This is a genomic window from Rahnella sp. PCH160 (assembly GCF_047784855.1).
Taxonomy (GTDB): domain Bacteria; phylum Pseudomonadota; class Gammaproteobacteria; order Enterobacterales; family Enterobacteriaceae; genus Rahnella.
Genome location: NZ_JBLOGT010000001.1, coordinates 306963 through 319526 on the forward strand (window position 1 = coordinate 306963; position 12564 = coordinate 319526).

At 51.9% G+C, this 12564-nt stretch carries 11 protein-coding genes; 3 read left to right on the forward strand and 8 right to left on the reverse strand.

What is annotated here, in order from left to right; translation table 11 throughout:
• Nucleotides 1-3: 3 nt before the first annotated feature.
• On the reverse strand, nucleotides 4-825 hold the full coding sequence (gene dapB, locus ACM5QY_RS01370) for a 4-hydroxy-tetrahydrodipicolinate reductase (RefSeq protein ID WP_416118918.1): 822 nt from the start codon (nucleotides 823-825) through the stop codon (nucleotides 4-6).
• Nucleotides 826-1512: 687 nt separating this feature from the next.
• Between dapB and ACM5QY_RS01375 the strand changes: the two genes are divergently transcribed.
• Complete coding sequence (locus ACM5QY_RS01375; RefSeq protein ID WP_416118919.1) at nucleotides 1513-2658, forward strand: porin; 1146 nt, start codon at nucleotides 1513-1515, stop codon at nucleotides 2656-2658.
• A gap of 159 nt (nucleotides 2659-2817) precedes the next feature.
• A complete protein-coding gene (locus ACM5QY_RS01380; RefSeq protein ID WP_416118920.1) occupies nucleotides 2818-3693 on the forward strand; it encodes an SMP-30/gluconolactonase/LRE family protein in 876 nt (291 codons plus the stop codon).
• 67 nt (nucleotides 3694-3760) lie between these two features.
• On the opposite strand, the gene ispH is transcribed toward ACM5QY_RS01380, so the two are convergent.
• The 5 genes from ispH to ribF all read right to left on the reverse strand — a co-directional run bounded on the left by ispH (nucleotide 3761) and on the right by ribF (nucleotide 9494).
• Entirely contained in the window at nucleotides 3761-4714 is a 954-nt protein-coding gene (gene ispH / locus ACM5QY_RS01385) for a 4-hydroxy-3-methylbut-2-enyl diphosphate reductase (RefSeq protein ID WP_416118921.1), read from the reverse strand.
• Nucleotides 4695-5165, reverse strand: coding sequence for an FKBP-type peptidyl-prolyl cis-trans isomerase (fkpB, locus tag ACM5QY_RS01390; protein ID WP_416122797.1), 471 nt, complete (start codon nucleotides 5163-5165; stop codon nucleotides 4695-4697). Before fkpB ends, ispH begins: the two co-directional genes overlap by 20 nt.
• Before the next feature lie 5 nt (nucleotides 5166-5170).
• Entirely contained in the window at nucleotides 5171-5677 is a 507-nt protein-coding gene (gene lspA, locus ACM5QY_RS01395) for a signal peptidase II (RefSeq protein ID WP_416118922.1), read from the reverse strand.
• A complete protein-coding gene (gene ileS, locus ACM5QY_RS01400) occupies nucleotides 5677-8493 on the reverse strand; it encodes an isoleucine--tRNA ligase (protein ID WP_416118923.1) in 2817 nt (938 codons plus the stop codon). The genes lspA and ileS overlap by 1 nt, the downstream gene beginning before the upstream one ends.
• Nucleotides 8494-8555: 62 nt before the next feature.
• A complete protein-coding gene (ribF, locus tag ACM5QY_RS01405; RefSeq protein ID WP_416118924.1) occupies nucleotides 8556-9494 on the reverse strand; it encodes a bifunctional riboflavin kinase/FAD synthetase in 939 nt (312 codons plus the stop codon).
• A 439-nt stretch (nucleotides 9495-9933) separates the two neighbouring features.
• On the opposite strand from ribF, the gene rpsT reads away from it, so the two are divergent.
• The gene (rpsT, locus tag ACM5QY_RS01410) at nucleotides 9934-10197 is read left to right on the forward strand and encodes a 30S ribosomal protein S20 (protein ID WP_416118925.1); all 264 of its coding nucleotides are present in this window, start codon (nucleotides 9934-9936) and stop codon (nucleotides 10195-10197) included.
• Between the two features lie 118 nt (nucleotides 10198-10315).
• On the opposite strand, the gene nhaR is transcribed toward rpsT, so the two are convergent.
• Nucleotides 10316-11203, reverse strand: coding sequence for a transcriptional activator NhaR (nhaR, locus tag ACM5QY_RS01415; protein ID WP_416118926.1), 888 nt, complete (start codon nucleotides 11201-11203; stop codon nucleotides 10316-10318).
• 66 nt (nucleotides 11204-11269) lie between these two features.
• Nucleotides 11270-12448 carry a Na+/H+ antiporter NhaA gene (nhaA, locus tag ACM5QY_RS01420; RefSeq protein ID WP_416118927.1) on the reverse strand — a complete coding sequence of 393 codons (1179 nt, stop codon included), beginning with the start codon at nucleotides 12446-12448 and terminating at the stop codon, nucleotides 11270-11272.
• Between the last annotated feature and the right edge of the window lie 116 nt (nucleotides 12449-12564).

A 12564-nucleotide genomic window follows, 5' to 3' on the forward strand; every position in this document is an offset into this window, starting at 1 on the left:
CTGCTACAAATCATCTAAACCAAGCACATCCCGCATGTCATAAAGACCACTTTTATGCGAAGAAAGCCATTTTGCCGCACGAACCGCGCCATTTGCGAAAGTCATACGGCTGGAAGCCTTGTGCGTTATCTCAACGCGCTCACCAATGTCTGCAAACATGGCGGTATGCTCACCGACAATATCCCCGGCACGAATGGTCGCAAAACCAATGCTTTTCGGATCACGTTCGCCGGTATGGCCTTCGCGGGCATACACGGCGCACTCTTTCAGATCACGGCCCAGAGCATCAGCAATCGCCTCGCCCATCGCCAGCGCAGTGCCAGAAGGCGCATCGACTTTGTGGCGATGATGCGCCTCCACAATTTCGATATCCGTATAATCGCCCATCACCTTCGCGGCTTTTTCCAGTAACTTGAGCACTACGTTCACGCCCACGCTAAAGTTAGCGGCAAAAACCACAGGAATACTTTCTGAAGCCTGCTTAATTGTGGCCTTACCGGCGTCATCGAAGCCCGTAGTGCCAATAATCATACCTTTATGGTGTTTCTGACAAAAAGCCAGGTGCGCCAGCGTGCCTTCCGGGCGGGTGAAGTCGATCAGAATATCGAAGTCATTCGCCACCGCATCGAGGTCATCATTCACTCTGATGCCGGAAGTGCCGGTACCCGCCAGTTCGCCCGCATCGGCGCCGACCAGTGAAGAACCCTTGCGCTCCAGCGCAGCGCCCAATACCACGCCATCGGTATCAGAAACGGCCTGAATCAGCTGCCGGCCCATACGACCGCCCGCGCCAACGATAGCCATGCGAATATCAGCGTTACTCATAATTACTACTCTCTTCTTATAGTCGTTCTGCCGTGAAACAGAATCAGGTTATCGACCCTGCGATCCAGGAGCCAGAGAAATTGCCTCATAATTAGAAAATTATGATACAGGCCGGTTAACATCAGTAAAAGCCATCTGATTTCAGGTTACGTAATCTGAGTTTTTGTGTTAAACGGTTCGTAAAATCGGAACCGATTGAGAAAAAATGCCTTAAACCCCCTCCCCCAAGCACTTCGCATAATCATTCATTTCCGTGCATAAACGCCCGGCATCGCTTCAATGCACCGTGCGGCACTCTTTCCCGCCAGTCTGAAAACGCAGCAAATAACCCCGGCATTACAACATTCCTGTGCAGAGGAAATATAGCAAGATACGAATTATCACCGTGGTATCTCCGCGCTGCGTAAGACAAATAAAAGAACAAACTCGCCTTTTCTTAGATCTGAAACATTAATTTTTTATTATATGTGATGAAATAATATTGATAAAATCAATGATTGTGATAATAAATAGCAACCTAATTTTAACCACCTAAATTTGATTTAGGCACGTTAGAATAAGTAGCCTGGTTCCATGAGGCGCGTCTTCACCCTGACCAGACAGTTACCGGTAAGGGGAAATAATAAAAATACACCGCCAATTCACCTCCGGTTCTTTCGGATAAGTATATTGGCGCAGGGACTTAACATGAAATTCAAACTTAACAAAGTCACGCAAGTGGCGACTGCAGGCCTGCTGTTTGGTCTGGCTTCCTTTGCCTCACACGCAGAAATCACACTGATTAAACAAGACCCGCAGCCAAACGATCCGCTGAGCCGTCTGCAATTTCAAGTTGGCGGGAGTATTCGTCCACAGTTCCAATTCCAGAACGGCGTGAAAAACTACAAAACCAACGGTTTTGATGGCGGTACACGTTTCCGTTTCTCCACCGATTATTATCTGTTTGACGATATCAGCTGGATTAACTACTACGAGCTGGGTGTCAATATTCCGGCACTGACTGGCTGGGATAATCACCACGCTGCCGGCGCGCACAATACGACCCGTCGTATGCTGTACACCGGTCTGAAAAGCAAAACCTACGGTCAGCTGACTTTCGGCCAGCAGAACAGCGTCTATTATGATGTAGTCGGTGCGAAAACGGATATCTGGGACTACGACATGCTCGCCCAGGCACCAGGCAACGGTGTTAACGGCGACTACGATGGTTCTTACCGTTCACGTAAGATGCTGAAATACAAAAATACCTTTGGCGATGCTGATGTATATGCGTCTTATCTGTTCTCAGATAACGATTTACTGACCGGCAAAAACAGCCTGCGTTACAAACGTAACGGTGGCGGTTCCGTGGGCGTGGATTACCACATCACCAAAGAGCTGACATGGGGTACTGCGTACAACTACACCGACGCAGAAATGAAAAACCCGAATAACAATACTTCGAAAGACTACAATCAGAGCATCGTGGGTACCGCTCTGAGCTGGAAACCAGGCAACTGGACCGCGTCCTTCGGTGGCGGTTATTACCATGACTTCCTGACCACTGGCCTGAAAACTGAAGATCACTTCTTCGCGGGTGATGCGTACGGTCTGGAATATTTCCTGGGCTATGCATTCCCAATCAACCAGCTTGCTGTGAAAACCATTCAGCCATACTTCATGGGTGACCGCCTGACTTATGTGACTGGCCGTAACTATCAGCGCATCGATAACGGTCTGGGTGTGTCTGTCCAGCTTGATTACGGTTTCCGTGTTGATTACGAACATGTGTTCACTTCCTCTACCGATAATCTCGGTGATATGAACCTGATCCGCCTGAGATACGATTTCTAAGTCTGAATGATTGAACTTCAGGGGCCAGCTTTACGTCTTATTGACGGGCTGGCCCTTTCTTTTTACTTCATTGTTATTCCCTGCGGGCAAAGCCAGACTAGACTGATCACAGACAGTTTTTCGCTATATCCACTTTGCAGCCAGCAGGAGAGCTTTGCGATGTCAGCATTTTTCCGGTCCGACATAACTGCCATTGGCGACTATCGAGCCGAATTGGGTGAAACGCCCGTCTGGTGCCAGCGCACCCAGTCATTATTGTGGGTCGATATCCTGGCGCAGCGCGTATTACGTTACTGGCCAGCCTCCGGCCAGACTGAAATCCACGAACTCCCTTCCCTGACCAGCGCCGTATTGTTAACGCAAAAACGAAATGTCTTTTTGCTGGTTTCTCAGGATGGCGTTCATCTGTACGACTATGAATCCGAAATCCGGCAAAAACTCTGCGATTACCCTGGCGCGGAAGGAACGCGTCCAAACGAAGCCGCTGTCGCGCCCGATGGGTCACTCTGGTTTGGCACAATGGATATTGAAGAAAAGCAGATGACCGGCGCGTGGTACCGCTTTGAAGCCGGGGCTGAAAAGCCTGAAGTCATGCTCGATAACGTGGGAACGACCAATACGCTGGTCTGGTATGAAGGCAAAGTGTGGTTTGCAGACAGCCGGAAAAAACGCTTTTATTCCGCTAACGCGCGACGCATGAATCCTCTGAAAATCTCCTGTTACTCTTCCGGCGATAAAATACCTGACGGCTCGGCGCTGACGCAAAACGGCTGGCTGATTACCGCCTGCTGGGGCTCAAAGTGCCTGTTACGCCAGCAGATTAATCAGGGGGAACTGCTGACGCTGGATACCCTGCCGGTGCCCGTCACGCAGCCAAGCTGCTGCACCTTTGGTGGCCCGGATATGACTGAGATATTTATTACCTCGGCGCGCAAAAATCTGGATACCCCGCATGCACTGGAAGGCGCGTTGCTGCACGCCCAAACGACGACCGTCGGCGCGCCGCAGAATCTGTTCAAACTCGGAACCCCTTAAGGGGAGCCTGACAAAAGACGTAAAAAAACCGGCCACGTGAGCCGGTTTTTTAATTTTATGCGTTTCATCAGTCGATCTGACGCACATCCACACGCAACTCTTTCGGTACTTCGAAGACGATATTTTCTTCGCGCCCTTCGATATTAATCACATCGAGGCAACCAAACGCTTTCAGCTTGCTGATCACGTCCTGCACCAGAATATCCGGTGCTGAAGCGCCGGCCGTTACGCCAATGCTTTTCGCATTTTTCAGCCAGCTTTCCTGGATATCTGCCGCAGAGTCGATCAGATAAGAAGGCACACCGACGCGCTGAGCCAGTTCCGCCAGACGGTTGGAGTTGGAAGAGTTTTTCGACCCGACTACCAGCACGACATCCGCACCATCCGCCAGCGTTCGCACGGCTTCCTGACGGTTGGTTGTCGCATAGCAAATATCGTCTTTGCGTGGCCCGATAATCTTCGGGAAACGCTCACGCAGTGCATCAATCACCGCAGAAGTATCATCAACAGAAAGCGTGGTTTGCGTCATAAAGCACAGGTTATTTTCATCTTTCACCTGCAATTTATAGACGTCTTCCGGCGCCTCCACCAGATACATTCCCCCGTTCGGGTTGCTGTACTGGCCCATTGTGCCTTCCACTTCCGGGTGACCGGCGTGACCAATCAGAATCGCTTCAGTGCCCTTACGGCTGGCACGTGCAACTTCCATATGGACTTTGGTCACAAGCGGACACGTGGCGTCAAACAACATGGTCAGGTCACGCGCTTTGGCCTCTGCACGGACGGCCTGAGACACGCCGTGAGCCGAGAAAATCAGAATCGAGCCGTCAGGCACTTCGCTGATTTGCTCGATAAAAATTGCCCCGCGCTGACGCAGACTGTCAACCACATAGCGGTTATGCACCACTTCATGACGAACGTAAATCGGCGCGCCGTAAATTTCCAGCGCGCGTTCTACGATGCTGATTGCACGGTCAACGCCCGCACAAAATCCTCGCGGATTAGCCAGCAATATCTGCATGCTTCTCCTCCCGTTGCGGGTCGATTTCCAGCACTTCAATATCGAAATCGATATGCTGGCCCGCCAGCGGATGGTTGAAATCGACAGTGATAGAATCTTCCGTCACCTCACGCACCACGCCCGGCATTTCGCTGCCGTCACGCCCGGAAAACAGCATAATCGTGCCGACATCCGGCACGCCTGTTTCCTGGAAGTCACGGCGCGAAAAGAACTGAACCAGATCGGGGCTTTTGCCCCCGAAAGCCGATTCAGGTGCAAGGGTAAATGCACGCTTGTCGCCCACCACCAGACCTAACAACTGATTCTCCAGCGCGTCAGACAAGCTGCCATCGCCAAGGCGAAACAGCGCGGGTTTCCCATTAGCGCGGGTTGATTCTGCCGTCGAACCGTCTTCCAGTTTCAACGTAAAATGCACCAGCACGGCGCTGTCATGTTTCACCTGTTGAGACATCATACTTATCCTTTGCTCTTTTCCGCCTGAGTAGGTTTTGCCAGAAAACCTTCCAGCACGACCAGCGCTGCACCGACGCAAATAAAGCTGTCAGCCAGATTGAATGTCGCGAAATGCCAGTTACCGACATAGAAGTCGATAAAGTCGACCACAAAACCGTGATACAGGCGGTCAAATAAATTGCCTAACGCCCCGCCGATAATCATCGCAAACGCGATGTTATTGAGTTTCTGCTTCGCAGTGCCGCGGTACATCAGTACGACCAGCGCCACGACGATGGCCAGCGCAATGACAGCAAAGAACCAGCGCTGCCAGCCGCCTTTATCTGCCAGGAAGCTAAATGCCGCGCCGTGGTTTTGCGCATAGAACAGGTTTAAATACGGGATCAGCGGCATGGATTCGCCAAGCTGGAAGTTCCCCATAATGAGGAACTTACTGCCCAGATCCACGATGATGACCACGACCGCCAGCCAGAGCCAGCGGAGTCCGGTGGAACAAATAGATTTACTCATTATGCAAACTTACGCTCTTCGCCGTCGCCGGCAATGTTAGTCACACAACGGCCACAGAGTTCGCTGTGTTCCGCATTCTGGCCGACGTCAGTGGTGTAATGCCAGCAGCGCGGGCACTTGTCGCCTTCTGCTTTTGCCAGACCAATTTTCAGGCCTTTAAGCAATTCACTTGGCTGAGCGGATTCGTCAGCTTCTGACAGCGCAGCAACTTTCGCGCCAGAGGTCAGCAGAACAAAGCGCAGTTCATTGCCTAAAGAGCGCAGATCGGTCGCCAGAGCGTCGTCGGCATACAGCGTCACTGCGGCTTCCAGGGAACCCCCAAGACGTTTATCCGCACGCGCCTGTTCGATGACTTTGTTCACTTCGCCACGGACTTTCAGCAGCTCATCCCAGAACACATCGTTCATGGATTCGTTGCCGGTCAGGCCAAACAGACCGTCAAACCATTCTTCGGTGAAGACGAATTTCTCGCGCTGGCCCGGCAATTCCGCCCAGATTTCATCCGCAGTGAAGGACATGATCGGTGCCATCCAGCGGACAAGAGCCTCGCTGATGTAATACAGCGCGGTCTGGCAGCTGCGACGTGCAACGCTGTCGCTTTTTGCGGTGTACTGGCGATCTTTGATGATATCCAGATAGAAAGAACCCATCTCGATGGAACAGAACTGCATCAGACGCTGAACCACACCGTGGAAATCATAGGCTTCATACGCGGCAATGATCTCTTCCTGTGCAGCTTTCGCGCGGCCAACGGCCCAGCGATCCAGAACCACCATCTCCTCCGGAGCCACGCTGTGCAGCGCCGGATCGAAACCGTTAAGGTTCGCCAGCAGGAAGCGCGCGGTGTTTCGGATACGGCGGTAAGAATCCGCAGCACGTTTGAGGATTTCGTCGGACACGGCGATTTCACCGGTGTAATCCGTTGACGCGACCCACAGACGCAGAATATCGCCACCCAGCTTGTTCATCACGTCCTGAGGCGCGATGGTGTTGCCGATGGATTTGGACATTTTGCGGCCCTGACCGTCCACGGTGAAACCGTGTGTCAGAACTTGTTTGTAAGGCGCTTTGCCTTTCATTGCTGTCGAAATCATCAGTGAAGACATGAACCAGCCGCGATGCTGGTCGGAGCCTTCCAGATAAAGATCCGGAGAATGACCGTTGAACTCAGGGCGCACATCCACAACGGAAGAATGCGTAGAACCGGAGTCGAACCACACGTCCAGCGTATCCGGCACTTTGACGTACTCAGCAGCGTCTGCGCCCAGAATGTCTTCAGGGTTCAGATCCCACCACGCCTGAATACCGTCGGCTTCAACGCGTTTCGCGACTTCTTCCATCAGTTCAAGGCTGCGCGGATGCAGTTGCTCGGTGTCTTTGTGGACAAACAGAGACATTGGCACGCCCCAGGTACGCTGACGGGAGATACACCAGTCAGGACGGTTGGCGACCATGTTTTCAATACGTGCCTGACCCCAGTCCGGGATCCACTGAACGCCTTTGATCTCTTCCAGAGACTGCTTACGCAGGCCTTTCTGATCCATGCTGATGAACCATTGTGGCGTGGCGCGGAAGATGATTGGCGTTTTGTGACGCCAGCAGCACGGGTAGCTGTGCGTGATTTTTTCAACGTGCAGCAATGCGCCTTTTTCACGCAGAAGCTCGACAATCAAATCATTGGCTTTAAAGACGAATTTACCGTCCAGCGCAGGGTAAGTGCCTGGCAGATAGCAACCGTTCGGGCCAACCGGGTTAGCCACTTCCAGACCGTATTTCTGGCCGATAACAAAGTCATCAGGTCCGTGGCCCGGCGCGGTATGCACAGCACCGGTACCGGCGTCGAGCGTCACGTGATCGCCCAAAATAGCCGGAACGTCGAAGTCCAGGAACGGGTGTTTGAAGCGCAGCAATTCAAGGTCTGCACCTTTGCATTCGCCCAGCACGGTCCATTCTGCAATACCTGCGCGCTTCATGACGCTTTCAACCAGATCGGTTGCCAGAATCAGACACTGACCTTCCACCTGAACCAGCTGATAAGAGAATTCAGGATTGAGTGAAATTGCGCGGTTTGCTGGCATGGTCCACGGCGTGGTGGTCCAGATAACCAGAGAAATCGGGCCATTAAAGGAAGCCGCACCGAATTTCGCTGCCACAGCCGCTGCGTCAGTAGCGTTAAACGTCACATCGATAGACGGAGACGTTTTGTCGTAATACTCAACTTCCGCTTCAGCCAGTGAAGAACCGCAATCGGTACACCAGTGTACAGGCTTCGCACCTTTGTGCAGGTGGCCGTTACCGATGATTTTGCTCAGCGCACGGATGATATTGGCTTCAGTTTTGAAGTCCATGGTCAGGTACGGGTGATCCCAGTCGCCCAACACGCCCAAACGGATGAAGTCTTTCTTCTGACCTTCAACCTGCTCGGCGGCGTATTTACGGCACGCTTCACGGAACTCAGCCGCCGTCACTTTCTCACCCGGCTTGCCGATCAGTTGTTCAACTTTCAGCTCAATCGGCAGACCATGACAATCCCAGCCCGGAACGTACGGCGCGTCGAAGCCCGCAAGCCCTTTGGACTTGATAATCATGTCTTTGAGAATTTTGTTTACTGAGTGACCAATATGAATGCTGCCGTTCGCATACGGAGGGCCGTCATGCAAAATAAAGGTTTTTTTGCCTTTCTTGGCAGCACGAATAATCCCGTACAGATCCTGGTCATACCAATTTTTCAGCATGTCAGGTTCACGCTTGGCCAGATCGCCACGCATCGGGAACCCTGTTTCCGGCAAATTCAGGGTGTTCTTGTAGTCACTCATAGATTCTCGGTTCCGTTTTTCGGCTGGATTCCAGGCTTTGTTACACGCCTGTCAGTACATGTTTAGCGTGGTGTCTTTAACCCAAAGAATTCCCGGGCCGTCACCTCATCGTTCGCAATTTGTTGCTTCAAAGCATCAAGCGAGGAAAAACGCTGTTCGTTGCGCAATTTTGCGCGAAGCACCACGTCAATGTGGCGCCCGTATAAATCTAATGTGGTGTCGATAAGGTGCACTTCCAACTGCTTGCGCACGCCACCGACCGTCGGGCGTATACCAATGTTGGCGACGCCCGGCAAAGGTTCTGGCCCAAGGCCTAAAACGTCCACGGCATAAACACCGCGCACGGGTGAAACCACGCGTTTCAGCGGGACGTTGGCCGTCGGGAAACCGATAGTACGCCCCAGTTTATCGCCGTGAACGACGCGGCCCGAGATACTGAACGGATGGCCCAGTAAATTGGCGGCCAGCGCCAGATCGTCGTCGCGCAGCGCATCGCGGATCGCGGTGCTGCTGATACGATTGCCGCCTTCGCGGAAGGTTTGTGTGCTGATCACTTCAAAGCCATATTCTTCACCGGCTTTCTGCAACAGCTCAAAATCCCCCAAACGGCTTGCGCCGAAGCGGAAATCATCCCCGACCGTCAGGAACCTGACCCCCAGTTTCTCCACCAGCAGTTTAGAGATAAATTCCTGTGCAATATGCGCAGCGAACCGGGGCTCGAAGCGAACGCACAACAGATAATCCACCCCACACTCGGCCAGATACTTGGCTTTGTCACGCAAACTGGTCAGGCGCGCCGGTGCTTTATCACCGGCGAACAGCTCCAGCGGCTGTGGCTCAAAAATCATTACCATCACCGGCAGACCCAGACGTTGACCTTCCAGCTTCAGCTGTTCGATCAGGGCCTGGTGACCCCGGTGTACACCATCAAAATTGCCAATAGTCAGCACACATCCATGATGACGTGCTCGAATATTGTGTATTCCGCGAATTAGCTCCATAGCTGGCTCAAATCCAATGCTGACTCATAACGATGGAAATCGGCGGATTATACCTTGTACAGCCTCCAAGGTTAACCAGCGATTCACAGGATCACACCATTCTCCCTTGCATACCGCAGATATTGCGGTTCAAATGGATACGTGGCGATGAAAATCTTTCGTTGCATACAGGGAATGCGTGACTTTTCGCATAAACAAGGCGTTAATGGCCGCAGTGGGCAGTTTGTACACTCTCCTGTCGATTTTTCTCGCGAAAGACTGTATTCCGATGCCGGAAGCTGTTAAAATCCTGCGCCATCACAACGTAACAAGTGACGATTAAAGTTTACGCTTAAAATCGCCGCTTATTTGCACAAATCCGTTGACAAAAGAAGACCGAAAAGGCATATTCCTCGGCCTTTGAATTGTTCATCAATAGAAAAATATTTGGGAGTTGGCCTTGGCTAATATCAAATCAGCTAAGAAACGCGCCGTACAGTCAGAAAAACGCCGTAAGCACAACGCGAGCCGTCGTTCAATGATGCGTACCTTTATCAAAAAGGTTCACACGGCTATCGCAGCAGGCGACAAAACTGCTGCACAAAATGCATTTAACGAAATGCAACCAATTGTGGACCGTCAGTCTTGCAAAGGCCTGATCCACAAAAACAAAGCAGCGCGTCATAAGTCAAGCCTGACTGCGCAAATCAACGCAATGCAATAATCGCATTACGCTGAAATGCTTTGATAAAAAAACCGGCCCTGGCCGGTTTTTTTATATCTGGAATTTGAGTCATTTCAGGCTTTAAGCTTCAGGCCTTTAAGTTTCAGGCCTTTAAGTTTCAGGAAAAGAGCGCCGAAAAGTCGGTGTGACAAATCCGCTGTACCGAAGGATGCTGAATCATCCTTTCCGCAAAAATCACGTAATACTCTTCCATGATCCCTTCTACCCGCCCGACTTCTTCAATTTTCTCGTCCTGAAATTCCGTCGAAGAGTAGATTGCCGGTGCGACAAAAATGGCATCGTTGTTCATTCCAAACGCCTTCATCAGCGCCGCGTCATCAAACTCACCGAGAATATTCACGTTCAGCCCCTGCGTCGTAAACCAGTTCAGCAATTTACGCCCAAGCATCGAACGGCGGCCAGGGATCAGCAATGAACGTTGCTCAAGACAGGCCGGGAAATCTACGCCTTCCGGCGGTCTGCAACAAAAGAAGCTGATCGGGCTTTCACCCAGCTTGACCGAAAACAACCCTTCCTGCTGCGTCGAATCCACCGGGCAATCGGACAGGATCATGTCCAGTTTATGCAAACTGAGCTGTTCGAGCAGCATTTCATGCGTCGATTCAAAACAGCGTAAATGAATTTGTTCGTTGTCTGGCACGGCGGCTTCCAGCACACGGCTGACCAGACGCTTGGACAAGGCATCTGCCACACCCACGTCAAACAGCAGGCTCGACTCTTTGCGGTAATTGACGATATCCAGCATTTCCTGGCTCAGTGTGAACATTTTGTCCGCATAGCGATAGACCAGCTGGCCCAGCTCTGAAGGTATCAGCCCGCGCCCCTGCCGTTTAAAAAGCTTTCCGCCAAGCCTTTCTTCCAGTGATTTGATCTGGCCGGTGATAGTCTGCGGGGTCAGATATAACGCCTCGGCGGCTCCCACAACAGAACCTGATTTACACACGTGCCAAAAATAATACAAATGGTTGTAATTAATATGAGGCATGTTTTCAACCTTTTCTGAAGTACGAGATGGCTATCAGGTTGCGCGACTCAGCGCGCACCCAGTCGGTCAGTGTTTAACAACTTTCTTTGGTAAAGCACGACTTAACAGCACGTATCCCAGCAGGGCCGAAGCGACTGACCCCATCAGGATACCCATTTTTGCGTAAGTCAGCAGAGCCGGATCCCGCAAGGCGAAAGCCAGTGACCCAATAAAAATCGACATAGTGAAACCAATGCCGCACAACACAGATACCGCTGAAATCTGGCCGAACGAAATACCTGACGGCAAACGGGTGATGCCCAATTTAAGCGCCACACTGCTGAACAACATGATGCCCAGCGGTTTGCCCAGCAACAGGCCTGCTGCAATCCCCATCGGCAGCAGGGAAAAAGCACCGGAAGCAGAGACGCCCTGCAAAGAAATCCCCGCATTCGCAAAAGCGAAGATCGGCAAAATAAACCAGGCGACGTACGGATGAATTCCGTGCTCCAGGCGGCGTGCCGGCGAAGCCTTATTTTCTTTGGTATTGAGCGGGATCAGGAAGCCAAGGATCACCCCCGCTAACGTCGCATGAATACCTGATTTCAGAACACATACCCAGAAAATCGCGCCAATCAGCAGGTAAGGCGTCAGTTTAGTGACCCCGCGCCAGTTCAGGCAGGCCAGGGCGGTGATACAAATTGCCGACAGCCCCAGCGCCATCATCGAAATATCGTGGCTGTAGAACAGCGCGATAATCACGATGGCACCCAGATCATCAATGATGGCCAGCGCCAGCAAGAATACTTTTAGCCCGGTCGGTACACGCGATCCCAACAGCGCCATTACGCCCAGTGCAAAAGCAATATCCGTTGCAGCCGGGATTGCCCAGCCCTGACGCGCAATTTCGTCATTGCCGTTGAACAGCAGGTAAATCAGCGCAGGAACGATCATGCCGCCCAGCGCGGCAATGGCTGGAAACAGCGCCTGCTCGCGATTAGCCAGTGCGCCTTCACACATCTCACGTTTTACTTCCAGGCCAATCATCAGGAAAAACACCGCCATCAGGCCATCGTTAATCCACAGTAAAAGCGGTTTATCGATCAGCAATTCAGAAAAACGCAGCGTGACCGGAATCTCTAAAAACGCCTGATAAGCGCCCTGCAACGGGCTGTTAGCCATAAGTAGTGCCACGATGGCGGCAATGATGAGTACAATGCCGCCCGCAGCTTCCATACGCAAAAAACGACGAATTAAATTCGGCATTCGGACTCTCCTGTAAAATAAGCGTGGCTGAAATCGGGACGCCACAATGGGATACGCGGATTGTACGCAGTGATTCACTTCGTAAAAACTCGATTATTTCTGGAGTATAACTCGGT

Coding starts and splice junctions, on each gene's coding strand:
- ribF (WP_416118924.1), bottom strand. CDS start 9,494: ATGGAGCTAATTCGCGGAATACACAATATTCGAGCACGTCATCATGGA.
- ACM5QY_RS01380 (WP_416118920.1), top strand. CDS start 2,818: ATGTCAGCATTTTTCCGGTCCGACATAACTGCCATTGGCGACTATCGA.
- fkpB (WP_416122797.1), bottom strand. CDS start 5,165: ATGTCTCAACAGGTGAAACATGACAGCGCCGTGCTGGTGCATTTTACG.
- lspA (WP_416118922.1), bottom strand. CDS start 5,677: ATGAGTAAATCTATTTGTTCCACCGGACTCCGCTGGCTCTGGCTGGCG.
- nhaR (WP_416118926.1), bottom strand. CDS start 11,203: ATGCCTCATATTAATTACAACCATTTGTATTATTTTTGGCACGTGTGT.
- dapB (WP_416118918.1), bottom strand. CDS start 825: ATGAGTAACGCTGATATTCGCATGGCTATCGTTGGCGCGGGCGGTCGT.
- nhaA (WP_416118927.1), bottom strand. CDS start 12,448: ATGCCGAATTTAATTCGTCGTTTTTTGCGTATGGAAGCTGCGGGCGGC.
- ileS (WP_416118923.1), bottom strand. CDS start 8,493: ATGAGTGACTACAAGAACACCCTGAATTTGCCGGAAACAGGGTTCCCG.
- ispH (WP_416118921.1), bottom strand. CDS start 4,714: ATGCAGATATTGCTGGCTAATCCGCGAGGATTTTGTGCGGGCGTTGAC.
- ACM5QY_RS01375 (WP_416118919.1), top strand. CDS start 1,513: ATGAAATTCAAACTTAACAAAGTCACGCAAGTGGCGACTGCAGGCCTG.